Origin of the sequence: Methylobacterium sp. 22177 (assembly GCF_052045615.1) — a bacterium.
GTDB classification, from domain to species: Bacteria; Pseudomonadota; Alphaproteobacteria; order Rhizobiales; family Beijerinckiaceae; genus Methylobacterium; species Methylobacterium radiotolerans.
This window is the reverse complement of record NZ_JBQEPK010000026.1, coordinates 31,300-53,273: the sequence shown is the minus strand read 5'-3', so window position 1 is coordinate 53,273 and position 21,974 is coordinate 31,300. Positions and strand designations below refer to the sequence as shown.

General features: G+C 69.3%; 21 protein-coding genes and 1 other RNA gene. 5 read left to right on the top strand and 17 right to left on the bottom strand.

Annotation, left to right across the window (positions count from 1 at the left end):
* Positions 1 to 188: 188 nt before the first annotated feature.
* From ACTJK8_RS21460 to ACTJK8_RS21440, 5 genes are all read right to left on the bottom strand, one after another.
* On the bottom strand, positions 189 to 1,439 hold the full coding sequence (locus ACTJK8_RS21460; protein WP_029358998.1) for an extracellular catalytic domain type 1 short-chain-length polyhydroxyalkanoate depolymerase: 1,251 nt from the start codon (positions 1,437 to 1,439) through the stop codon (positions 189 to 191).
* A gap of 65 nt (positions 1,440 to 1,504) precedes the next feature.
* Entirely contained in the window at positions 1,505 to 1,924 is a 420-nt protein-coding gene (locus ACTJK8_RS21455; protein ID WP_012329754.1) for a CopG family transcriptional regulator, read from the bottom strand.
* A gap of 253 nt (positions 1,925 to 2,177) precedes the next feature.
* Positions 2,178 to 2,825, bottom strand: coding sequence for a hypothetical protein (locus tag ACTJK8_RS21450; RefSeq protein WP_440762480.1), 648 nt, complete (start codon positions 2,823 to 2,825; stop codon positions 2,178 to 2,180).
* Positions 2,826 to 3,215: 390 nt separating this feature from the next.
* Positions 3,216 to 3,437, bottom strand: coding sequence for a hypothetical protein (locus ACTJK8_RS21445; protein WP_024827250.1), 222 nt, complete (start codon positions 3,435 to 3,437; stop codon positions 3,216 to 3,218).
* Between the two features lie 104 nt (positions 3,438 to 3,541).
* Positions 3,542 to 4,366 (bottom strand): cobalamin B12-binding domain-containing protein, encoded by an 825-nt coding sequence (locus ACTJK8_RS21440; RefSeq protein WP_234742211.1) that lies wholly within the window; start codon positions 4,364 to 4,366, stop codon positions 3,542 to 3,544.
* A 598-nt stretch (positions 4,367 to 4,964) separates the two neighbouring features.
* On the opposite strand from ACTJK8_RS21440, the gene ACTJK8_RS21435 reads away from it, so the two are divergent.
* Entirely contained in the window at positions 4,965 to 5,195 is a 231-nt protein-coding gene (locus ACTJK8_RS21435) for a DUF6894 family protein (RefSeq protein ID WP_024827252.1), read from the top strand.
* Positions 5,196 to 5,573: 378 nt separating this feature from the next.
* Here the strand turns inward: ACTJK8_RS21435 and ACTJK8_RS21430 are convergent, their stop codons facing one another.
* Positions 5,574 to 5,867 (bottom strand): hypothetical protein, encoded by a 294-nt coding sequence (locus ACTJK8_RS21430; protein ID WP_024827253.1) that lies wholly within the window; start codon positions 5,865 to 5,867, stop codon positions 5,574 to 5,576.
* 257 nt (positions 5,868 to 6,124) lie between these two features.
* Positions 6,125 to 6,297: a transfer-messenger RNA gene (gene ssrA / locus ACTJK8_RS21425) on the bottom strand.
* Between the two features lie 163 nt (positions 6,298 to 6,460).
* On the opposite strand from ssrA, the gene ACTJK8_RS21420 reads away from it, so the two are divergent.
* On the top strand, positions 6,461 to 6,616 hold the full coding sequence (locus ACTJK8_RS21420) for a hypothetical protein (RefSeq protein WP_012329749.1): 156 nt from the start codon (positions 6,461 to 6,463) through the stop codon (positions 6,614 to 6,616).
* Positions 6,617 to 6,789: 173 nt separating this feature from the next.
* Positions 6,790 to 7,308, top strand: coding sequence for a peptide-methionine (S)-S-oxide reductase MsrA (msrA, locus tag ACTJK8_RS21415; RefSeq protein ID WP_440762479.1), 519 nt, complete (start codon positions 6,790 to 6,792; stop codon positions 7,306 to 7,308).
* Positions 7,309 to 7,594: 286 nt separating this feature from the next.
* Here the strand turns inward: msrA and ACTJK8_RS21410 are convergent, their stop codons facing one another.
* The 4 genes from ACTJK8_RS21410 to ACTJK8_RS21395 all read right to left on the bottom strand — a co-directional run bounded on the left by ACTJK8_RS21410 (position 7,595) and on the right by ACTJK8_RS21395 (position 12,421).
* Positions 7,595 to 8,350: an ABC transporter ATP-binding protein gene (locus ACTJK8_RS21410; RefSeq protein ID WP_063111159.1), complete on the bottom strand. Its 756-nt coding sequence runs from the start codon at positions 8,348 to 8,350 to the stop codon at positions 7,595 to 7,597.
* 8 nt (positions 8,351 to 8,358) lie between these two features.
* Entirely contained in the window at positions 8,359 to 10,194 is a 1,836-nt protein-coding gene (locus ACTJK8_RS21405) for a branched-chain amino acid ABC transporter ATP-binding protein/permease (RefSeq protein WP_063111158.1), read from the bottom strand.
* Positions 10,191 to 11,066, bottom strand: a complete 876-nt coding sequence (locus ACTJK8_RS21400; RefSeq protein ID WP_012329745.1) for a branched-chain amino acid ABC transporter permease — start codon at positions 11,064 to 11,066, stop codon at positions 10,191 to 10,193. Before ACTJK8_RS21400 ends, ACTJK8_RS21405 begins: the two co-directional genes overlap by 4 nt.
* A gap of 191 nt (positions 11,067 to 11,257) precedes the next feature.
* Complete coding sequence (locus tag ACTJK8_RS21395; RefSeq protein ID WP_012329744.1) at positions 11,258 to 12,421, bottom strand: ABC transporter substrate-binding protein; 1,164 nt, start codon at positions 12,419 to 12,421, stop codon at positions 11,258 to 11,260.
* A gap of 584 nt (positions 12,422 to 13,005) precedes the next feature.
* Between ACTJK8_RS21395 and ACTJK8_RS21390 the strand changes: the two genes are divergently transcribed.
* Complete coding sequence (locus ACTJK8_RS21390) at positions 13,006 to 14,199, top strand: alpha-hydroxy acid oxidase (RefSeq protein WP_182179686.1); 1,194 nt, start codon at positions 13,006 to 13,008, stop codon at positions 14,197 to 14,199.
* Between the two features lie 633 nt (positions 14,200 to 14,832).
* Here the strand turns inward: ACTJK8_RS21390 and ACTJK8_RS21385 are convergent.
* Both ACTJK8_RS21385 and ACTJK8_RS21380 read right to left on the bottom strand, forming a co-directional pair.
* Positions 14,833 to 15,327, bottom strand: coding sequence for a DUF2059 domain-containing protein (locus ACTJK8_RS21385; RefSeq protein ID WP_063111156.1), 495 nt, complete (start codon positions 15,325 to 15,327; stop codon positions 14,833 to 14,835).
* Between the two features lie 160 nt (positions 15,328 to 15,487).
* Positions 15,488 to 15,703 carry a hypothetical protein gene (locus ACTJK8_RS21380; RefSeq protein WP_164891429.1) on the bottom strand — a complete coding sequence of 72 codons (216 nt, stop codon included), beginning with the start codon at positions 15,701 to 15,703 and terminating at the stop codon, positions 15,488 to 15,490.
* A gap of 415 nt (positions 15,704 to 16,118) precedes the next feature.
* Here ACTJK8_RS21380 and ACTJK8_RS21375 point away from each other — a divergent pair, with 415 nt between their 5' ends.
* Positions 16,119 to 16,412, top strand: a complete 294-nt coding sequence (locus tag ACTJK8_RS21375) for a hypothetical protein (RefSeq protein ID WP_012329739.1) — start codon at positions 16,119 to 16,121, stop codon at positions 16,410 to 16,412.
* Positions 16,413 to 17,282: 870 nt separating this feature from the next.
* Here ACTJK8_RS21375 and ACTJK8_RS21370 read toward each other — a convergent pair.
* The 4 genes from ACTJK8_RS21370 to ACTJK8_RS21355 all read right to left on the bottom strand — a co-directional run bounded on the left by ACTJK8_RS21370 (position 17,283) and on the right by ACTJK8_RS21355 (position 21,659).
* On the bottom strand, positions 17,283 to 18,275 hold the full coding sequence (locus tag ACTJK8_RS21370; protein ID WP_440762478.1) for a hypothetical protein: 993 nt from the start codon (positions 18,273 to 18,275) through the stop codon (positions 17,283 to 17,285).
* Between the two features lie 425 nt (positions 18,276 to 18,700).
* Entirely contained in the window at positions 18,701 to 19,060 is a 360-nt protein-coding gene (locus ACTJK8_RS21365; RefSeq protein ID WP_440762477.1) for a hypothetical protein, read from the bottom strand.
* 438 nt (positions 19,061 to 19,498) lie between these two features.
* Positions 19,499 to 20,161, bottom strand: coding sequence for a ribonuclease H family protein (locus ACTJK8_RS21360; RefSeq protein WP_029359006.1), 663 nt, complete (start codon positions 20,159 to 20,161; stop codon positions 19,499 to 19,501).
* Between the two features lie 1,087 nt (positions 20,162 to 21,248).
* Complete coding sequence (locus ACTJK8_RS21355; protein WP_116656683.1) at positions 21,249 to 21,659, bottom strand: group III truncated hemoglobin; 411 nt, start codon at positions 21,657 to 21,659, stop codon at positions 21,249 to 21,251.
* Between the last annotated feature and the right edge of the window lie 315 nt (positions 21,660 to 21,974).

Genomic DNA, 21,974 nt, shown 5'->3' with positions numbered 1-21,974 from the left:
GCCTGGGGCGGAGCTTGCCGCGATCGACCGGGCAGCGGGCCCGGCGCGCGGCGCGACAGGTCCGCTCGGGACCTGCGGCCAGGGTCCGTCAGACGCGCGGGATCGGCGCGAGAGCGCCGATCGGCCGCGATCGAAGCGATCGGTTGCGCGATCCGGCAGGGACGATGCAGCCGACTGACCGGCAGGCCTCAGGGTCTGGCACCGGTCGCCCGCGCGTGCTCCAGGAAGAAGCGGATCATCTCCTGGCTCGCGTCCGGGCCGCGCGGGTCGGTGAACGAGCCGGCCGGGCTGCCGCCCGACCAGGCGTGCCCGGCTCCGTGCACGACCCACTGCTCCACGACGGCGCGGCCGGACGCGTCCGTCCGGACGGTGCGGGTGTAGTCCACCCCGTCCGGTGTCCGGCCCTGGGTCGCGGATGTGCGGAGCTCCGGATCGGAAGGCCCCTGCGCGGTCACGCGATCGCCGTTGGCCGCGTGCACGGTGCGGTCGCGGTCACCGTGGAACACGATCAGCGGCACGGCGTGTCGCTCCCCCGTCGCGGGCGCGCCGACGCCCTTCATGGCCGCGAAGGCCGAGGGCACGTCCCGCGCGGAACCGCAGGCCAGGCCGGAATGGACGCCGATCGCCGCGAACAAATCGGGGTGGGTCATCGCCAGGATCGCGGCGGCGGCCCCGCCTGCCGACAGGCCTGCCGCGTAGACGCGCCTGTCATCGGCCGAGAACTCCGCGATCACCTGCCGGACGATGCCGGCGATCAGGGCGGGCTCGCCGCCCTCCCGCTGCTGGTCACCGGGCTCGTACCAGTTCCAGCACCGCTGCATGTTGGCCGAACGCGGCTGCTCCGGATAGACCACGAGGACGCCGCGCGCCTCGGCGACCGCGTTCATCCGCGTGCCTGCGGCGAAGTCGTCCGGGTTCTGCGTGCAGCCGTGCAGCATCACCACGACGGGCAGCGCCTGGCCGGTGTAGCCGCTCGGTACGTAGACCTTGTAGTTCCGGGTCCCGGCCGCGCCGGTGAAGGTGCGGGCCTCGAAGCGTGCCCCCTCCGGAAGCCCGGCCGGGGCCGGCGTCGCGCCGCTCCGCCCGTCGCGATCCGGGTCCACGCCGGCCTTCGCCAGCGCCTCCTGGATGGTGCGCATCACGTTGCCGGCGATGTCGCCTCCGAGTTCGGCGTGGGGATGCCGGCCCGAACGACTTCCAGTTGTCTCCGGCGCGACCCAGGCTTCGCCGGGAGCGGAGGGCGCGACCATGTCGAGGATGTCGGCCGCGTCCGCGGTCCGCACCTCCGCGGCGCTCCGACCCGCCTCCGACCACAGTTTGAACGCCGCGGCCTGCCGCTCGTGAAGCTTGGCCATCGCCTCCGCCGCACGGGCGGCACGGGCCGGGTCGACCTTCGGGAATGCGAAGCGCGCGAAGGCGGTCTTCGTGGTGTGATCCATCGGACAGGTCCTGGGTAAGGGAGAGCGGGCGCGGCGGAATCTCCAGTCGCGTCGGCGGGAAGACGTCAGGTCGTCCGGTCGGCGAGCGCGGCCTTGACCGCGGGACTGGCCTGGAAGGCGCCGAGCACCTCGACCGAGGCGATGGCGGCGCGCGCCAGTTCGGGCGTGACGTCGAGGGCGATGCTGGCCAGCCCGAGCACCTGGATATGCAGCGGCGCGCCCGCGTCGCGCGCCGCCTCGAGCGCTTGCTTCGTGTAGTGCGACAGGCCGAGGCTGAGCTGTTTCCGGCTGACGGACTGCCTGACAGCCTCGCCCTGGCGCTCGATCTGATTGCGCACGGCGGTTCGAATGAAATCGGCACGGTTGGCGTAGAAGCCGTCGCGGACCATCAGGTCGATGTGGCCGAGGTCGACGAACCCGAGGTTGAGCGTGATCTTCTCGCTGTCCGGCAGCTTGGGTCGCAGATCGTGCACCTTATCCGCCATTCTATCCATCCCTGGACCATCCCGTTGGATGGTCTGAAGATGGTAAGCGCGCGCGGCGGCGCAAGGGGGGGCGTTGCGCGCCCGTCTCGGATGGGCGGGATCATGCCCCTTCACAGGCCGTTCGCCGGGTCTTTCACGAAGCGCCGGGCGGCGCGCCCAGGGACCCGAACGGGCTCACGTCGGATCGAGCCGGGCCGTCTCGACGGCACCTGGCGGCGCGCGGTCCGACCCGATCTCGGATCGGGAGGAGTGGTCAAGTCCGGTGCCTGCCCTCGGTCGGCGCGGCCTCGTCCCATTCACGGTCCCGCTCCGCCAGCAGAGCGGCACGACGGGTCGCCATTGCCGCGGCGTCGCCCGCCGGTGCAGCCCCGGCCTCCTCCAGGGGACGCGGAGGGCCCGGATCGGAGGCTCGAGCAAGGCGGGTGAGCGCGGCGACGACGTGGTCCACGTCATCGGATGTCACGGCGCCTGTCCGGAGGAGCCAGAGACGCGAGCACGTAGCTATGTCCGCACAGGACCCGTCCTCGAAGCGGAGCGCCGCGATCTGACCCGCCGCGAGGGGCAGGCATCCGGCTGACAGCCCGCGCAGCCGGTTGAGCCTCCGCGCCCGCGTCGCCTCGTGGGTGTGCGTCTCCCGGGCGCGCGGGAGCCAGCGCGCCAGCGTGTCGAAAATGAAGTGTCGGACGCGCTCGACCCGGACGGGGCCGAACTTTCTGATCGCGGCGATCGCGACCGGTGAAGACTGGGCCAGATGACCGAGATCGGGGAATCCGGCCTTGCGCAGGCGGGCTCGCAAGGACGCCGTCAGCAAGCCGCGCCCGAAGCCCTCGGCCGACAGACGCTGAATCGTGTCTGGGGAAAGGTCATCGAAGAGGGGGAGGCGCGCGCCGACCTCGGCCATGAGATCGTCGGACCGGACGGCGCGGAGGGATCGGTCGGGCATCGTCGCGGCCGATAGGCCACTTGCAGGGTGTCCGCAACGGCCGGTCACCGCGGGCCTGGAGTTCGCCCGGTCGCCGCGCCCCGGCTCGGCACAGGACCGGCCCGGCCGACAGCCGCTGACGCGCGTCGAGGCGCCTGATCTTGAGACAACGACCCGACGCGACCTTGAGAACGGCAGAGCGTGGCGAACATCTCCGCGTCGGGCCCGCGCTTCGGATCAGTCTTCACGCCAGAGCACGCTCGGCGAAGCCTGGAGGCGTGCATCGAAACGGATGGTCGATCGTGGGCGTCGCTAGCTGCGCGCGGGCGGCCCTACCCCGTTCGTCGCCGCAGAACCCGTCCGATCCGCCTACGATTTCACCGCGGTCAGCTCGTGGAGAACGCAGTCGATCGCCCGGATGAGCTGCTCACTGGCGCGAACGACGGCAGGATCCCGCGATAGAGCGACGACAGCTTGCTGCAGCGCCCGAAACTGATCGAGTCGAATGGCCGGATCGACGCCTCGTGCCACGGCCGACTGTACGAGGCCGCGGACGAATTCGAGCGCCAATTGCTCGTCGAACCCCTGCAAATTCTGGATCTCTACCTCTCAACCGCGACATCTTTAACACCGTCCGGATGAGAAGAGATCCGCGCGGCGCCGGTTTGCCGGAACCAGCGCCTGACCGCACGGAATCAGCGGGCCAAGGCGGCCTCCGCGATCTTGACGGCCGATTGCGCGTCCGCGGCGACGGCATCCGCGCCCACGAAGCTGGCGCAGGCAGGCTCGCGCACGAACAGCGGACCACCCACGATGACGCGCAAGTCCCGGTTGCACGACGCGGCGCGCAACTTCGCCACGGACTCCGCCATCACGGGCAGGAGGACGTCGCACGACAGCGAGATGCCGACCAGATCGAATTGTTCGGCTCGAACCAGGCTGGCGGGATCCTCGTCCGCTCCGTCGGTCAGGACCACGTGCCACCCCGCCTCGCGGAAGAAGCTCGCCACGAGCGCGAGACTGAAGAGATGGGCCTCGCCGGGACAGGGCATCAGCAGGACCCGGCGCCCGTTCGCCGTCACGTCCACGCCCTCCAGATCCGCACACAGGGCGCGGGTCAGGTTCTGAAGACGACCGAGCGCGACCGCCACGTCGAGGAAATCCGCGGCATCGTCTTCCCACAGCGCGCCCAGATACCGCGCCGCGGGTGCGAACAGGTCGAGCAGCAGCGCATCGAGCGAGAGCCCCTCTTCCAGAATCGCGCGGACCCACGCGCCGTGCGAGTCGCCCGCCATCAGCGCCCGAGCGAGAGCGGCGACGCGGTCAGGCATCGGCGATCTCGTCGTCGATGCACGCGACGGCGGATCCGCCTGATGCGCGAGCGTGAGACGCGGCAGGATCTCGTCCTCGACGATCCGGGCGAGGCCGGCCTGGATGACGGCCGCGTTGCGTGCGGCCGCTCCGCGCGCGGACCGAGTCTGTCGGTCGGCGCAGGCGTGCGCGACACCGATCCCAGCCATCTCAGGCATTGCCCCCCCGCCGACACGGCACTATAGGTTTTGATCGAGCGATAGGCAACTCGAATGCTGAACTATAATTCCAGACGCTCGAGAAGCGCTCCGGTTGCGGCCTGACGGGACTCCTGCTCGACGATGCCGTGGCCGACTTTTCAGATCGGTGCCGGCACAGAACTGCCGCCTCGAGTGCAGGTTCCCGTCGGGCCCGCGACGCGACGGGAGCCGTCCGCGACGCTCGGCGGCAACGGGAGATAGACGCCGCCGCGTGTCTCCGCGCGTTCGACTCCGCGCGGAGACACGCGGCTTCCGTTCCCCGGGTAAGGGCCGGGCGAGGCGAGTCACCCTTCGGACACGCCACAGCGGCCCGCACCGGTCTGAGGTGGGACGCGGCGGCGGAGCAGGTCCAGAGCGCGCTGCGCATCGTGGGCACGGCTTCCGAGGTCGATCCTGTTCCGCACCGCCGGTCACCCCGCACCGCAGCGACTGATCCAGGTGAGTGCCCAGGGGCCGCCGCTGTGCGAGCGTCGACGATGGCGGGCAGAACGACCGGGCCCCGGTGGCCGCGTGATGGGCGCTGCTACGTCAGTCGGCGGAGAGCCCGATGCCGAGATACTTCATCGTCACATCCGATCGCATCACGGTCAGGGACGACGAAGGGGTACACCTGTCCGGTCGGGACGCGCTGCGAGATACCCTTCGCCGGTTGCTGACCGACATCCTGCGCGATGAGGGGTATCGCACCGAGGTGAACGCGTTCACCGCCCGAGCCTACGACGAAGCGGGCAAGCTCGTGATGAGCGCGAGCGCCAACTTCTCGGCGACAGATCTGTAGGTCACTTGGCCGTTCCACGGCGATGCGCTCGAACGCGCCCTGGTCACGAAGTCGGATCGACGTGTCGCGAGGCAAGGGTGCGGCGATTGCCGCATCGCGGATGACGGCGGCCCTTCCGCGCTCGGCCGGCCGCAGGAAGACCCCAGGGCAGAGCTGCGCGAGCTCATCGCCGCGGCAATTCCGGTCGCCCCGGCCGCCGACCGAGCCAGAGAGAATCCGGGGTTCTGTGGCTCAAGATGCCGTCATCGACTGTCGCCATCACGGTCCGAACGATCGTGAGACGAGACTTGCCCGAAAAGTCCGTGCGCAGCGCTCCGAGAAGGGCCGCCGTGCGATGATCGTCGACAAGGTCGGCGGCGGTCCCATCTCTGGAGCGCCTCAATCACGCGCCGCTTCGACGCTGGCACGATCGACCACGGCTCGCAGCGCTTCGCCACCCTCCATGGCGAACCAAGCCCGCAACATGTCCGTCGTCTCGGGCGTATCGCCGGGCCGGCCACGGAACAGGTCGGCGCAGCGGGCCAGCTCGCGCGACACGAAGATCTCCAGAAAGGCAGCGCCGCGGGTTCTCGCGAGTTCGGCGAGAGCGTCCTCCAGAACGCGCCGCATCATCTCGCCGACCAGGGCCGAGATGTAGACGGCCTCTGCACTGCCCTGTTCGGGCTCGTTCAAGCAACGCTCCGATCTGCCCAGCCGCAACCCTGAACCTGGCAGACGATAAAGGCGGGTCCCGAGGCCGAAGCCTCGGGTTCTGTTGCTAGGCGTACCCACGCCCCGGAAGATTACGCCGCGAGGCGCATCTCCATGCCGACGTTGTCGTTGGCATTTAGAGTTTTGGTCAGGTGCTCGGAACGGGGGTTGCCCGCGCCGAACCGGTCGAGTCCTTACCGAAAGCCGCATCTTACCCTGCCGAGGCAGGACAGAACTCGCGATCCCTTTACCGCCCAGTCGAACCTGTTTCACCCCCAGCAGAAGCACCCTGGCAGCGCGCGATCCGCAACGCCGGACGCTCGCCCTCGTCCCCGCGCGGTATCCGGGGCAGGATGCTTCTGGTGGAGGCGCCGGGTACCGCCCCCGGGTCCTGAAGCGTTATTACGAACCGGTCATCAACCTCGCAGCGACCCTATCCCATCTCGGCCCGCGGGTCCATCGCGTGCGGACGGCTATCCTGGCCCGAAGTCGGTGGCGCCGCGGCCGACGAGTTCCCATATGCGTCTGATCCCTCCGCGCAATCCCGTGCTCTGGGCCACGAAGCGGAGGCCGAGATGGCACGCGAACTCAAGACCGGCAAAGCCCAGGGCGTCACGCCTGAGGACTTCAACGAGCGCGTGAAGCGCCTCCTCGCCGACAAGCCGGATCCCCGCAAGGCCGAGCCGGCGCGGAAGAACTTCAAGGCCAGCAAGCCGCTCGTGCGGAGCTGAGAGGCCGCTCCGGAGACGTTCGCTTCGCCGCGGACGTCTCGCGCTCAGTCCCCTGACGATGCCCGCGGCGCTCGCTGCCGCGATCGCGACGGCAGGTGACGACGTCGCAGAACGCGGCGGCCGAGGGATCCCTATATCTGCGCTGTCAGTGGAACGGCTCAGGAGGAGCTACGATGAGAACCGAGAGGGCGGTGCTAGCCGGTGGTTGCTTCTGGGGCATGCAGGACCTCATCCGGCGGCAGGAGGGCGTGATATCGACCCGCGTCGGCTACACGGGCGGCGACGTGCCCAACGCGACCTACCGCAACCACGGCACCCACGCCGAGGCCATCGAGATCATCTACGACCCGGATCGGACGAGCTTCCGGCGCATGCTGGAGTTCTTCTTCCAGATCCACGACCCGACGACGCCGAACCGCCAGGGCAACGACCGGGGCCTCAGCTATCGGTCGGCCATCTTCTACACCGACGACGGTCAGCGCCGCGTGGCCGAAGAGACCGTCGCCGACGTCGACGCCTCCGGCCTGTGGCCCGGCAAGGTCGTGACCGAAGTGTCGCCCGCCGGCCCGTTCTGGGAGGCCGAGCCGGAGCATCAGGACTACCTGGAACGGCGTCCCGACGGATATACCTGCCACTTCATCAGGCCGGGCTGGGTGTTGCCCCCGCGCGCTCCCGCCACGCAGGGCGCATAGGCTCCCCTGGCCGGGGCCGCCGGACCGTCGGCGGTCTGAGGTCCCGACGATCATGACGGAACGGCCGGCGATGTCGCTGGCAGGTCCGGAAGCAGAGGTTCGTCACGGCACGGATGATCAGCGCGGCCTTGCCGTGCAGATCGGCGACGATGCCGGGACGCGCCTCCCAACGTCTGCAGGACCGCTCCGCCGAAGGCACCGATCCGTCCGGCGACGGTCGCACGATCCGCGCCGGGCATCGCATCCGTCCAGCGCGCAGTGCGGCCGCCGCCGGGGCACGGTCCGGTCAGACCGCGAGTTCGGGCCTCGTCCGCCCGCCGAGATATGCCGACCGGATCTCGTCGTTGGCCCACAACGCGTCGGGCGCGCCCTGCAGGACGAGGCGGCCCGTCTCCAGCACGTAGCCGCGATCGGCGACCGAGAGCCCCATCCGGGCATTCTGCTCCACCAGCAGCACGGTGGTCCCGCGGCGGCGCACCTCGGCGATGATCGCGAACACCGCCTGGACGATCACCGGGGCCAGTCCGAGGGAGGGCTCATCCAGCAGCAGGATCCGCGGCTTGGCCATCAGGCCGCGCGCGAGGGCCACCATCTGGAGCTGGCCGCCCGACAGCGTCCAGCCCAGGGCGTCGCCGAACCGGCGGATGTCCGGGAAGAGGTCGAACATCGCCTCGACCTCGTCGCGCAACGCCCGCTTGCCGAGGCCGGAGCGGTTGGACGCCCCGAGCATGATGTTCTCGCGCACCGTGAGCCCCGGGAAGACCCGGCGTCCTTCCGGGACGTGGGCGACGCCGAGCCGCACGATCGTCTCGGGCTTCAGGCCCTCCAGCGGCCGCTCCTCCAGCAGGATCGTGCCGGCGGCGGGCCGCACCAGCCCGGAGATTGCCTTGAGGGTCGTCGACTTGCCGGCGCCGTTGGAACCCAGCAGCGTCACCACCTCCCCGGCGCCGACTGAGAAGGACAGGCCGCGCACGGCCTCGATCTCCCCGTACCGGACGACGAGATCGCGGATCTCGAGCAGGGGCGTGGCGGGCGTCGTCATCGCGGGGGTCACGCCGGAGCGAGGTCGGTCTTGAGGCTCGCCGCCGGACCGGCGGCGGTGTCCTCGCCCAGATAGGCCTGGATCACCGCCGGCTCGCGCAGCACGGTCGCCGTGACGCCGTCGGCGATGCGGCGGCCGAAGTTCAGCACGGTGATGTGGCTCGCCACGTCGCTCACCAGCGTCATGTCGTGGTCGATGATCAGGATGGTCAGGCCCTTGGCGGCCATCCGGCGCAGGAGCACCGTCAGGGCGTTCTTCTCGCTGGAATTGAGCCCGGCGGCCGGCTCGTCGAGGAGCAGGAGCACGGGGTTGCCGGCCAGCGCCCGCGCGATCTCGATCAGGCGCTGGTGGCCGTACGAGAAGCCGGAGATCGGCTCCAGCGCCCGCCCCTCCAGCCCCACGAAGGCGAGCGCCGCCCGGGCGCGGGTCTCCAGGCCCGCCCGGTCGCGCGCGCCCGAGGGGTTGTCGGGGCGCTCGGCGCCGATGATGACGTTCTCCAGGGCGCTCATCGAGCGGAACAGGCGGATGTTCTGGAAGGTGCGCCCGATTCCGGCCGCCGCCCGCCGGTGCGGGGACAGGCGCGTGACGTCCTGCCCGGCCAGCCGCACGGTGCCGCCCGTGGGGCTGTAGAGGCCCGACAGGACGTTCAGCGTCGTGGTCTTGCCGGAGCCGTTCGGGCCGATCAGCGCGTGGATGCCGCCCCGCGCCACCGTGAAGCTCACCGCGTCCACGGCCTTGAGGCCGCCGAAGTGCTTGGACAGGTCCGACACCTCCAGCATCGGCGCCGTGGAGGCCCCGCCCTGGCTCAGGGTCAGCTCGGCGGCGGGCGGCGGGGCCGGGCGGGCCCGGCGCAGGCGCCGGACTTGGTCGCCGAGGAAGCCCCAGATCCCATCAGGCATGAACACCACGATCAGGATCACCGCGAGCCCGTAGATCGCGAGGTAGAGCCCGGGGATCTCCTTGAGGAAGCGGAGCCATTCCGGGATCAGGATCAGCAGGGCGGTGCCGATCACGGCGCCCACAGGCGAGCCGACGCCGCCGAGCAGCGCCATTGTCAGGAAGACGATCGACTCGGCGAAGGAGAACTGGTCCGGGCTGATATAGGTGAAGCTGCCGGCGAACAGCCCGCCGCCGAGCCCCGCCAGCAGCGCCCCGAGGGCGAAGGCCGCGACCTTGGTGCGGTAGATGTCGATGCCCGACACGCCCGCCGCGAGCTCGTTGTCGCGCACCGCCCGCATGGCGCGCCCGAGCCGGGTCCGCGGCATGTGCCAGACGAGCCAGCCGACGACGGCCAGCACCAGCACGCACAGGGCGAGGTAGCTCTGCCCGTCCGCGAACAGGGCCGGGCGGCGGATGTTCGGCACGCCGTCCGGCCCGTGCGTGACCGGGATCCAGTTGGTCAGCACGAGCGTCAGGATCTGCTGGAACGAGATCGTCACCATGGCGAGGTAGTGGCCGCCGAGCCGCAGCGTGGAGGCGCCGAGCGCGGCGCCCAGCACAACCGCGAGACCGAGGCCGGTGATCAGGCAGATCCAGAAGTTGAGGCCGCCGTCGACCGTGCCGAGCCCGACAGCGTAGGCACCGATCCCGAAGAAGGCGGCCTGGGCCAAGTTGATCTGCCCGCACAGGCCGAGCACCACGGTGAGCCCGATCACCGCGATGGCGTAGGTCGCCGCCTGCATCAGGATGTTGAGGGCGTAGCCGCTGAGCGGCGTCGTCGCGGCCAGCGTCACCAGGGCGGCGGCCAGGACCGCGTAGGCGAGGCTGCCCAGGGGCAGCCGGCGCGGCGCGGGCGCTGGCTTCGCCGCGGCCGGGCCGGCGCCGGTGGAGGGTCGACCGCTCATGCCTTCTCCGCCACGCGCTCGCCGAACAGGCCCTGCGGGCGCACGACCAGGAAGACCACCAGCACCAGGAACGCGAAGGCGTCCTTGTAGGGGACCGAGATGTAGGCAGCCCCGAAGGTCTCGATGATGCCGAGCGCGAGGCCGCCGATGATCGCCCCGGTGACGTCGCCGAAGCCGCCGATGATCGTCGCCGCGAAGGCCTTGAGGGCGATCGTGGCCCCCATCTGGATCGACACGAACAGCACCGGCGCCACCAGGATGCCGGCGATGCCGCCGAGCACCGCGCTGTACACGAAGGTCAGCATGATCATCCCGGCCACCGGGATGCCGAGGAGAGCGGCCATCTCCTTGTCCTGGGACGTCGCCTGCAGCTTCTTGCCGACCAGTGTGTGCTCGAAGAACCAGTACTGGAACGCGACCAGGGCCGCCGTCACCGCGATGATCAGCAGGTACTGGCTGTCGAGGAAGACCGGCCCGAGCAGGAAGCCCTGGGTCTCGAAGACGGGCGGGAGCACCTGCGGTTGCGGCCCGTAGAGGGCGAGCGTCGTGTTCGCCAGGAAGATCGAGGCGCCGATGGTCGAGATGATCACCGGCAGGTAGCTGCGGTGGCGCAGCGGGTAGTAGACGCCGAGATTGAACAGGGCGCCGAGCAGCGCCATCCCGCCGAGGGTCAGGAGGAGGGAGAGCCAGTAGGGCCACTGGAGGTCGACGGCGAAGACCACCATCAGGAAGGCCGCCACCATCGAGAACTCGCCCTGCGCGAAGTTCACCACGTTGGTGGCGCGGAAGATCAGCACGAAGCCGAGCGCCACCAGGGCGTAGACGGAGCCGATGCCGATCCCGGTGAAGAGGAGTTGCAGGATCAGGTCCATGCGGTCCGCACGCGCAACGTCTCCTGGGAAACACGGCTTGCGGCAGCGACGTCGCCGGAGGAGGCGCAGGCCCCCTCCCCCGTGCGGGAGAGATGGCGCGGTGCGTTCGCCGCAGGCGTCGGCCCGCGACCGACATGGACCGCGCTGCGGTGATCGTTCACGGCTCTGAGCCTCCGTCCTGCACGCGGGCCTCAGCCCTGGTAGAAGTCGATCCGCCGGTCGAAGACGATGTTGCCCTTGTCGTTGCGCACGACGTTGTAGCCGTGCAGGCCGTCGCCGTTCTTGTCGAAGTTGTAGCTTCCCTCGGCCCCCTCGTGGCCGCGCACCGCCAGGATGGCCTCGCGGACCGCCTGCGGGTCGGTCTTGCCCGCCGTGTTGATCGCCTTGGCCAGCACCGTGACCGCGTCGAAGGTCCAGGACGACTGGTTGTCGGGGGCGACCTTCATCGCGGCCCGGTAGGCCTTGCCGAAGGCCCGGGCGGCGTCGCTCGATTCCTCGGCGTAGTCGGCCACGCCGTAGGTGCCGTAGAGCGACGGCCCGGCGAGCTTTAGGGCGGTCACGTTGGTGATCGAGGGCGAGCCGACCCAGGGCGCGGTGACGCCGAGTTGGCGCAGCTGCCGCGCGAAGATCCCGATGTCGTTCTCGAAGGTGAAGTACGAGCCGATCACGTCGGCGCCCGACTGCCGGATCGCCAGCACGACCGGCGTGAAGTCCTGGCTCTGGTTGGTGTAGCCCTGGTCGAGGGCGACCGTGGCGCCGCCCTTGGCGAGGCTCTCGGTCAGCGCCTTGGCCCCGCTGGTGCCGAAAGCGTCGGTGGAGTGGATGATCGCCCACTTCTTCTTGCCCAGCCCGTTGACGCCGTGCTCGGCGATCACCCGGGCCGAGAAGCTGTCGTTGGGGCGGAAGCGGAACAGCCAGGGATTGCCGAGCTGCGTCAGAACCGGGTCGGTGCCGCCGAAACAGACAGGTTTCCCCGTCTTCAGGATGTCGGGCGCCATGGCGTGGTTCTGGGTCGAGCGGATCGAACCGAGGAAGCCGACGAGGTCGCTCTGCGACGCCAGTTTCGAGAAGGCGAAGACCGCGCCGGGATTGGTGGTCTGGTCGTCCTCGGTGACGATCTCCAGGGGCTTGCCGAGCACCCCTCCGGCTTTGTTGACCGCCTCCAGAGCGATCTTGGCCCCGGCGAGCGCGTAGCGGCCGGCATCCGCGCCGGGCCCCGTCACCGGGAGCACCATGCCGATCCGGACTGTCGACCCGGCGCCCTGAGCACAGGCCGAGCGGATCACCCCCGGCGCCAGACCGCTCGCGACTGCGGATGCGGCACCCGTCAAGAAAACGCGGCGCGTCGTCCTCATTGGCGTATCCGTCCCACCGCCGATGCTCAGGCCCGGCGTTGGCGACGATGGTCCCTATTCCGCGCGCCGATGTCTATCCTGCAAGCCCTCGCCGGTCAGATTCGATGAGAAGAAGTTCTCGGATCGTCACTTGACCGATTTCGCTGCGGTGCGGCGAAGCGAACTGCGGTCGCGGCGAGACACCGATCGCGTGCCATCTGTCCTGATGCGCGGCCGGAACGGGAAGGTCCGGATAGACGCGATCCGAAATGTGTACTTTTATTCGTAAACTTCGGGCTCTTCTGCGGCGCGGACGGGCGCCACAGGCGCGATAGGACCGGCGTCCGCGCGCGGGAAGCCGGACGCGACCGGCCTCGCGACCGGCGGTCTCCCGCGACGGACCGTTCGCGGCCGTTGAGCAGGCCGTGCATCCCGCCGGGACGGTGCATTCCGCGACGACGCGCTTCCGTTTTCCGGCGAACCGTTGCACCGTTGAGCGTCCAGCACGGGGCATCGCGACCTGAAACGCGTGCGGCGTACGAGCGGGCGCGAGCCCGCCTGTCCCGCGACCGGTCCCGTCATCCAGTCGCGAGGCCGAACCTCCCATGGCGCCCATCATCACGACGGTCGAGGACCTGCGGCGGGTCGCGAAGCGGCGCGTGCCGCGGATGTTCTACGATTACTGCGATTCCGGTTCGTGGACGGAGTCGACCTACCGCGCGAACGAGGCCGATTTCGCCGGCATCAAGCTCCGCCAGCGCGTCGCGGTCGACATGACCGACCGCTCCCTCGCCACGACGATGGCCGGCCAGGCCGTCGCGATGCCCGTCGCCCTGGCGCCGACGGGCCTCACGGGCATGCAGCACGCCGACGGCGAGATCCTGGCCGCGCGGGCGGCGGAGGCGGCGGGGGTGCCGTTCACGCTGTCGACGATGAGCATCTGCAGCATCGAGGATGTCGCGGAGACCGTGAGCAAGCCGTTCTGGTTTCAGCTGTACGTCATGCGCGACCGCAGCTTCAACGACCGCCTCATCGACCGCGCGAAGGCGGCGGGCTGCTCGGCCCTGGTCCTGACGCTGGACCTCCAGATCCTCGGGCAGCGCCACAAGGATATCCGAAACGGCCTGTCGGCCCCGCCGAGGCTGACGCCGGGCACCGCCCTCGATCTCCTGACCAAGCCGCGCTGGTGCTGGTCCATGCTGCGCACGCAGCGCCGGACGTTCCGCAACATCGTGGGGCACGTGGACGGCGTGCGCGATACCCGCTCAATCTCGGCCTGGACGGCGGACCAGTTCGACCCGCGCCTGGACTGGGACGACGTGCGGCGGATCCGCGACCGGTGGCAGGGCCCTCTGATCCTGAAGGGCATCCTGGACGTGGAGGATGCCGAGAAGGCGGCCGCGACCGGGGCCGATGCGCTCATCGTCTCGAACCATGGCGGGAGGCAGCTCGACGGCGCCCCCTCGTCCATCGCCGCGCTTCCCGGAATCGCGGACGCGGTCGGCCCGCGCATCGAGGTCCTGATGGACGGCGGGATCCGCTCGGGCCAGGACGTCCTGAAAGCCGTCGCCCTGGGTGCGAAGGGCGTGTTCATCGGCCGCGCCTTCCTCTACGGGCTCGGCGCCTACGGTCAGGCGGGCGTCGCCCGCTCCCTGGAGATCATCCGTACGGAACTCGACACGACGATGGCCCTGTGCGGCCATCGCGACATCCGCGCGGTCGACCGGTCGATCCTCTGGACACCCTCCGCGCAGACGACCAGGGACGACGCGCCGGCCGCGCGGCGCATCGCGTCCTGACGGCGCGACCGCCGTTCCGATGCGCGGCCTCGCTGCGTCGAGGGCCCCGATCGGGGTCCATCGTGGATCTCGCTTCCCCCGGCCCGCGCACCGCCGAGAAGCCTCGGCGCGGGACCGATACGAACGGGGCGGTCGCGCCGGGCCGGATCCACAACGACAACGGCGCAGCAACCCGTAGGGTCACTGCGCCGCTGGATCGGGCCGCCGAGGGGGGAAAGACGGCCTGGTGAATTTGGTATGCCAGAAACACCGTTCGCGAAGTGCGCCCGAGCACATCCAAAAGGATGTGGCGCGGCAGCGACAGAGGTCGGCCATCACCTGTGGACAGCGCGAAGCGCCCTCGATCCGTCAAGGTTCAGGCGCGAGCGTGCTGACCTCTTTCCCGATCCGGCCTTGCCATGTTCGCCAGCCCTCACGCCTTCGTCCTGCATCACCGCGAGCCCCTCGCCGTGCTCGTCTCCTCGGCCCTGTTCCTCGCGGGCGCGCTGCCGCTGTTCTGGGCCATCGGCTGACCCTTCGAGACTCGCCGAACGGCCCGAGCGCCCCGCGTGGCGTCTGGCACGGTGTCTGGCATGGCAGCGCGGTCGAAGCCGGTCGACGATCTGCTTCGACCGCATCGCGGCTCGCACCTGTTTAACGCAGCTTCGCCGGTTTGCCCGGCGGCCAGCCGTGGGCCTGGATGGCCGTCGTCGGCTTGCCCTGCATCGCCGGCATCACGGACTGCATCCATTGCTGCATGCCCGCGCGCTGAATCCGAGCAAGTGGCGGCTGGACTGCCGCGAGGCGTTTCCCGGCGGGCGGCGCGTGGAAGGCCGCGATGGCCTGCAACTCGTCCTTGTTCAGTACGGTGGCGAAACCGCGCGCCTGGATGGCGAGCAGCTCGTCGTAGTGCGCCGTCGGCGTCGGCATGACGACCTCCTGCACCAGCACCTGGACTTTGTCGGGCACCTCGATCCCGATCTGCTGCATCATGCCGATCACCGGGGCCGCCATTGAGCCGTGCGTCGCGGTTCGGTCGCCCCGCATCTGCGCGACGGTCTCCCGGGCAACCTTCAGCAGGGTCGGATCCGGCGCCGCCGCGGGCGCAGGCTTCGGAGCCGGTTGTGCCCGTGCCGCGCCGAGCGGCATGGAGGCCAGGCACAAACCGACGACGAGTGCAGAGACCGCGCATGGCGGCCTTGTTCACGAGCGCGGCGCGCTTCCGAAGGCCGTGCGTCCGGTCCGGGTTGCTCCACAGCCCTGAATAGGATCGACGGCGGGGCGGAATCGCCCGGCGGCCCAGCAGCCCTCAGACCTGTCCAGGCTGGCAACCGTAGGGTGGCACGGCGCGGGGGAAGCGCTCCTTGATGCGCTGGCAGCCCCACGCACGGAGCGGCTCCGGCAGGCGGCGGTTCACCTCGATGCCGACCTCGTCGTAGGGCGAGGCGCCGGCCGTGACGTAGCTGTACCAGCGCCAGCCGATCGTACCGGCGCCCGCCAAGGCGATGCCGGCGGCGACGAACACGGCCAACGCGGCTCGCGATTGCGGGTGTCGCGCTTCGCTTCCCATTCCGGATGTCCCTCTCGACGTTGACTGAACGGCGCGCCCCGGGCCGACAGGGACCGTTGCGGCTGCGCCCGACGGCGCTGCTGTAGCTGGCGCGCTCCCGTCGGTCTGTCGATCGGTCGATCGCCGCGGCGCCCGGCCCCGACACGGAGAAGCGCCCCGGACGCGGGAGCTACCGGCGGCGCCCAGAAGCGCCGCTGATCCGGATCAGCGGCGGCGGTGCTGGCGCCCGCCGCTCCGGAAGGCGCTCGGGGAGTTGTCGGGCGCCGGCCCGCATCGAGTAGGGTGTGCGCTGAACGCGGCGTGCCGATCAGCACCGAGAACCGGCGGTTACGGGCTCACGGTGGCCTCAACGAGGAGATGGGAGGACACCATGCGTCAATCGTTTCTGCGAACCGGCGGTGCGGCTGCCCTGGTCGCTCTGGCACTCTGTGCCACCCCGCCGGCCGCTCAGGCGCGCGGCCTCGGCGTCGGCGGGGCCGTGGCGCTGGGCATCCTCGGCGGCGTCGTGGCCGGCAGCGCCATCGCGTCGGCCAGCAACGGGCCCTACCCGGGTCGCCCCGTCTACGCCGCGCCCGACCCCTATGGCGCCTGCCACGTCGAGCGACGCGCGTACATCGACCCGTACGGGTACGAGCACGTCCGGCAGGTCGAGGTCTGCGAGTAGGCCGGCCGCGCCCCGGAGGTCGCGGAACGCTCACGCGCCGTCCGAGCGTGCCCCGTTGACGGGCTGCGGCGTGCTGCCGAGCTCGGACGCGGACGTGTAGAAGCCGCAGCCCGGTCGGTAGTCCGGGGGGCCTATCGCTCGTGCATGGCGGCCGCCGTCAGCGGCCGACTACCAGCGCGTCCTTTCCGGTCGACAGGGAAGGTACGTTCCGTGACGCTCGATCACATCGGTCTGACCGGCCTGAACGGGCCCGCCGATCGGGCGATGTTCGCCACCTATTTTGGCCTTCTGCTCCGTCATGCGCGGGACGGTGCTCGCCGTCCTGCACGACGATCACGACATGGTCCTGGTTCTCAACGACTTTACCCGGAATCGCGGCGCGTTCGCCTATCCCGAGGATTCTGAAGTGCACCACATCGGCTTCATCGCGGACAGCCGGGAACAGGTCGACGCGCTGAACGCCCGCCTCAGAGTCGATGGCTGGGCCGATGGCTGGGCGGTGCCCGAGCCGCGCGCGTCTCAGGGGGCCTGGACGTTCTACGATAGGGGCGGGGCAGCTACGTCATCGAGGTTGCTACGCGGACCAGACTCCGGCGTGCAGGGCCCGCCGTCGCCTGGCACAGCATCGCGGCTCGAACGCTACGGCGCCACCGCGATGACCGCTTCTGCCGCGTTGCGCGGCGGCAGAGGTCGGAGGAAACACGACCCGGAGCGGCCATTCGGTGCCCGACCCATCCCGGTCACGCAGGCGGCCATCGAGGATTCTTGCATTACGGTCCTTCGTCGCACATCCGGCAAATCACGAGCGGGATCACAGTTCCTCGAAGCTCCGCGCGATAGCTACGGACGCCTTGCTGCCCGCGCGACAATCTACACATTCAGATACGGTCGTCTTTTCGTGACCAGTTTGTCGATGCCTGTCAGCCTCTCGCGCCACAGAGCCGCGTCCCTCTGCTTCGCGGACAGATCCGAAACCAGAGCTTCCATTTTATCGGATGAGAAGGGTGGGTTTGGGCAGAAATAAGGGGTCAGGGGCTTGTTGGCGTAATAATTAAAGAAGAGCGCCCTTCGATTCCTCCCTGTCGCTGGCTTGCCCCTGTGGAAATATCTGAAGGTATCGCAAAGTACTACGGTCCCTTTCGGTCCGGTAAATGATGTGACATCGAAATCAATTTTGCCTTCTTTCTGGAGATTTACAAGTTTTTGATGCCTGAACCCGCGAAATGTCCGCGACATAGGGGCAAGATGCTGTAGATGAAGGATTTCCAGTGGCCCGCCACTGTCATCGACGTCATTGAGATAGACGGCAACTTTCACCATGGGATTGTCCTCGCTATCCCTGTGCCAAGTTCTCGCACCTCTCTCCGACCCGTCGGCTACAGTAAAGAATATATCAACGCCCCCGTAGGCCGCGGGAAGCCTCAGATACTGCTCGACAATTTCCAGAACCCCGATGTCGAGACCGGCTCGAAAGACGATCTTGAACTGATCCAAGAGAGAAGGATACAGGTCGAGCAATTTTATGGTGTCGATGTTCCGACCGGTCCTGAGGTAATGTTCCTCCATGCAATCGTAAATCTCATTCGCGGCAGCCTGAAACTTCACGCTTCCGAACGACTCGAACATCCCGGCATCCGCCACGCAGAAGCCGTCCTCCACCAGAGCCTGCCCAAGCAATCTCACGTCGTCTCGCAATTCCGAGAGGTTGGAAGCGTGGGCTCGCACGAGGCTAGCCCTGCCGTCTTCTCTTCTCGTCTTAATAAGTCTAATGGAATAGATTTGGTGAATCGCCTTAGATGGCCACTGCAGGATCCTGTGAACGACTTTCTGGATGAAGACCGCGATCGCGCGAACGATTTTCATAGAGCACCGGTTCCTGAAAGGATGGACAGCTGTCTATAAGTCTTCTTCGAGGACGTCCTGCCGATGCAAACATCTACAATCCGAGGCACCGGAGCGCTCCGATCCAACAAGGTGGTCGCTATGGCGTAAGCAGTTTCAGATCCGAGACATTTCATTAATTATCGACACTCATGCCGCGGTCAATATCTGGCTGCCGCCAGATCTAGCAAAGACATATCGATCGGCGTCCGATCGAAGGTCCGTCTCCGGAGCCGTGAGAGGGCGCCAAGGCCGCGTCCCCGTCCCCGCACGCCTGCCGGAGGCGGGCCGGCGGTGCGGGTCGAACGAACAGCCGGACGCCGGCCGCCGTTACGCGGCGATCCCGTCAATCCCGATCGACGCCGTGCGCGTGGCCGCGTCGGGGCTGAGTCGATCGCTCACCCGGATCAGGTCCCGGAGGTGTGTGTTCGCCAGGATCGTGGAGGCGAGGACCGCTCCGACCGTGAGGACACTGAACAGCCGGGACGGACCAGCACGGCCTCGAAACGCTCGCGCGGAAGGTCGAGGACCAGGGCGCCGCCCGTCTCCGTCTGGATGACGCTCGGGCGCGCATCGAGGACCACGAAGTCGCCCGTCCGGCTCGCCGCCTCCCGGTCGCCTTGCTGGACAGTGTCTCGGCCGGAGAACTTCATGACCGCGTAGACGCGGTCGTGCGGGCCCTTGCGCCGGACCGCGTCGGCCGTCGCCTCGGTTGGCACCGCCGTGTGGGAGAAGTGCGAGATCGGCAGTTGGCCGATGCTCGACACATCTCCAGACGACCCTGGAACCGAGCGTCGCGGAAGGTCCGCAATTCGGCCGGTACCGGCCGCTCGCAGACCATCTCCCGCCATCGACGGAACGCGTTCCGAAGATGAAGACTGTCTATCGAGAAGAGCGGTTGCATCCGCGGCCCGCGCGCGCAACTCGCCGTTCGATGGGCGAGATGGGAACGAGGCCGTCTATTGTATATAATTTTGCGGCTCAAGATTCGCGGGCCGGAAGCGGGCGCGGAGACGGTGCCCGCTTCCACGAACGGCCGCCCGAAACGGGCAGGCAACGATCAGACTGGAGCAGGCCTTCGGGGAGACCGCGTCGCCCCCCGTGACTGTCCCGTGAGCCGGCCGGCTGCTGTTCGAGCGGCGGGCGCAGGCAGCACAGTTCGGATCGAAGCGGCGACCGGGTGTCGCCCCGTCCGGCCCCGACCGCTACGTCCGGCCCGATCGCAGGCGTGCGACCTCGCTCGGACCGATCTCGAGGTAGAAGCGGATCGCATCGTCGACCAGGGCGTCGGGGGTGACGCCCGCCGCCTTCGCGGCCCGAGCGACCTGAAGACCGAGCGCGAGATCGACGCGCAGGTCGGCGCCCCGGCTCGCCGGGGTCGGTGCGGCGGTCGGGGCCGTGACGGGGGCGGCACTGGTCCGCGACTCGAGCTTGCCGAGCTTCGCTTCGCGGCGGCCCCGGTGGACGAGCGCGTCGGCGCGCTCGTTGAGACGGTCGCCGGCATGTCCCCGGACCCAGGTCCACTTCACGTCGCGCGCCGCGTTCAATTCGTCGAGGCGCTTCATGAGATCGACGTTCTTCACGTCACCCGTGGTCGAGCGCCAGCCCCTCGCCTTCCAGCCGCGCATCCACTCGGTCACGGATTTGACGACGTACTGGCTGTCGCACCGCATCTCGATCGCGGCCCCGGCGGGAAAATGCTCGAGGCCCTTGATCGCGGCGGTCAGCTCCATCCGGTTGTTGGTCGTGGTGCCGGGCTCTCCACCGCACAGCTCCACTGTGCCGTCCGGGGCCGCGATGACGACGCCCCACCCCCCCGGCCCGGGGTTCGGGTCGCATCCGCCATCGGCATAAACGATCGTTCGCATCGTGGCGTCAGCCCTCTCGTACGCAGTGATCGGTGGGTGGCCGCCATCGATGCCCGAAATTGGCTGACAGATGGTAGCCCCAACCCGGGCCCGTGCCGCTGGCGGGCGGCGCGCCGGGCTGCCCGTCTATCACCGATCCCGCGCCGCGGCAGGGCCGGTCGAGCGCTTACCGGCGGGATCGAGACTGTCGCGGGCCTGCTCCTCCGAGCGGAGCGGCCGCCCCGCGGCATTCAGGTCGGGACCTGATCAGTCCGGCAGGGCGCGGCGTTGCTCGCGACCCGTTGCCGGCGTCCGCCCCGCAGGCGACGGCGCAATCCACCGGCGGGCCGCATCGGCCGCCGGGCGACAGGATTGTCTGAGGACCGTCCCGACGATCGGGCGCGGTGCCGGCGACGGCGCTCTCGTGTGAAAGACGCCGCACGGGCGGAGTCAGATCTGCGCCGGAATGGCTGAGGACGGGATCGCTGACTCTGGCCGCGCCTGGCGTCGGCTCGCCGCGGCGACGGCGCCCGGCACGGTCGGGGGCGTCGGCATGTGGTCGGTCGTCGTCGTGCTGTCCGCGGTGCAGGCCGAGTTCGGGGTTGATCGGGCGGCCGCACTGCCCTCTACCCTCACGATGCTCGGCTTCGCCGTCGGCGGCCTCGCGACGCTGCTGGCCGATGCGCTGCTGCAGGCGGCGGCACTCGCGCTCTATCCCGCGTTCGACGACCTGACCTCGCTCTACGTGATCTCGGCCCTGTTCGGCCTGTTCCAGGGCGGCATCGTGCCGGCCTACGCGATCATCGTGCGCGAGGACCTCGCGGCCGAGGAGGCCGGGGCGCGGATCGGTGCGGTACTGATGGCGACGCTCGCCGCCATGGCGCTGGGCGGCTGGCTCACGGGAGTGATCTTCGACGCCACCGGCTCCTACCGTGCGGCGTTCGTCAACGGGTCGGCCTGGAACGCCGTCAACGTGGCGATCGTGCTGTGGCCGATCCGCTGCCGTCGCGCGCGCACGAGGCTGGCCGCGCTCCGAGACCTCCGGAATCCCGGGCCGCCTGCCAGTCCAGGGCTCCCTGCGCGTCCTACGCCTGAGCCGTTCCGAGGGTCACGGCGCGGCCGATCCTGCATCGCGCACGGGCGACACGTCCGGCCGGAAGAACAGGCCGGCCTTCAGACTGTCGCCGATGCGGTGGGCGCGCGCGATCAGGAGGGCGGCAGGTTCGGACGCGAAGTGGGCGGAGGCTGTTTCCTCGAACAGGCCGAGCCATCGCGCGAAGTGCTCGGGCCGGAGACGGCCCAGCGCGAGATGCTTCCCGAACGGATTGCCCTTGTACCGGCCCGACCTGAAGAGGACCGACGACCAGAACGCCCGGACGGTCTCCATGTGCCGGGGCCAGTCCGCGTCGGCGATCGCGGCCGCGAAGACGGGTCCGATCAGCGCGTCGCCGCGCACGCGGCCGTAAAAGGCGTCGAGAAAGCGGGTGAGGCTGGCTTCGTCGAGCGCGACATCGGGCATGTTCATGAGATGCCGGCGGGGGCCGGCCTCTTCAAGGGGACAGGACGCACGCCGGGCCGGCGGCCGGAGGGGAGAGCTTGGGCCTCACCTTCGGACGGTGCTGGCCCTCGACCACGACCGAGGATGTCTCGAGCGCCCGGCATAGGCATCTGGCTGCCGGACGCATCCGGCCGAGAGCGGCGCGTCCGCCCGGTCACGTGAGGCGCTCGGCCGTCACCGAAGCGAGCCAGCGGGTCGAACGCCTCCGGAGCCATTGACCGCCCCGCGCCGCCATAATAAATGATGACTATAATTTTTAGGCGACGGGGTTATGGC

Bases quoted from the DNA above. Each gene is read 5' to 3' on its own strand.
- ACTJK8_RS21460 (WP_029358998.1), bottom strand. From the start codon at position 1,439: ATGGATCACACCACGAAGACCGCCTTCGCGCGCTTCGCATTCCCGAAG.
- ACTJK8_RS21455 (WP_012329754.1), bottom strand. From the start codon at position 1,924: ATGGCGGATAAGGTGCACGATCTGCGACCCAAGCTGCCGGACAGCGAG.
- ACTJK8_RS21450 (WP_440762480.1), bottom strand. From the start codon at position 2,825: ATGGCCGAGGTCGGCGCGCGCCTCCCCCTCTTCGATGACCTTTCCCCA.
- ACTJK8_RS21440 (WP_234742211.1), bottom strand. From the start codon at position 4,366: ATGGCTGGGATCGGTGTCGCGCACGCCTGCGCCGACCGACAGACTCGG.
- ACTJK8_RS21435 (WP_024827252.1), top strand. From the start codon at position 4,965: ATGCCGAGATACTTCATCGTCACATCCGATCGCATCACGGTCAGGGAC.
- ACTJK8_RS21420 (WP_012329749.1), top strand. From the start codon at position 6,461: ATGGCACGCGAACTCAAGACCGGCAAAGCCCAGGGCGTCACGCCTGAG.
- msrA (WP_440762479.1), top strand. From the start codon at position 6,790: ATGAGAACCGAGAGGGCGGTGCTAGCCGGTGGTTGCTTCTGGGGCATG.
- ACTJK8_RS21410 (WP_063111159.1), bottom strand. From the start codon at position 8,350: ATGACGACGCCCGCCACGCCCCTGCTCGAGATCCGCGATCTCGTCGTC.
- ACTJK8_RS21405 (WP_063111158.1), bottom strand. From the start codon at position 10,194: ATGAGCGGTCGACCCTCCACCGGCGCCGGCCCGGCCGCGGCGAAGCCA.
- ACTJK8_RS21400 (WP_012329745.1), bottom strand. From the start codon at position 11,066: ATGGACCTGATCCTGCAACTCCTCTTCACCGGGATCGGCATCGGCTCC.
- ACTJK8_RS21395 (WP_012329744.1), bottom strand. From the start codon at position 12,421: ATGAGGACGACGCGCCGCGTTTTCTTGACGGGTGCCGCATCCGCAGTC.
- ACTJK8_RS21390 (WP_182179686.1), top strand. From the start codon at position 13,006: ATGGCGCCCATCATCACGACGGTCGAGGACCTGCGGCGGGTCGCGAAG.
- ACTJK8_RS21385 (WP_063111156.1), bottom strand. From the start codon at position 15,327: ATGCCGCTCGGCGCGGCACGGGCACAACCGGCTCCGAAGCCTGCGCCC.
- ACTJK8_RS21375 (WP_012329739.1), top strand. From the start codon at position 16,119: ATGCGTCAATCGTTTCTGCGAACCGGCGGTGCGGCTGCCCTGGTCGCT.
- ACTJK8_RS21370 (WP_440762478.1), bottom strand. From the start codon at position 18,275: ATGAAAATCGTTCGCGCGATCGCGGTCTTCATCCAGAAAGTCGTTCAC.
- ACTJK8_RS21360 (WP_029359006.1), bottom strand. From the start codon at position 20,161: ATGCGAACGATCGTTTATGCCGATGGCGGATGCGACCCGAACCCCGGG.
- ACTJK8_RS21355 (WP_116656683.1), bottom strand. From the start codon at position 21,659: ATGCCCGATGTCGCGCTCGACGAAGCCAGCCTCACCCGCTTTCTCGAC.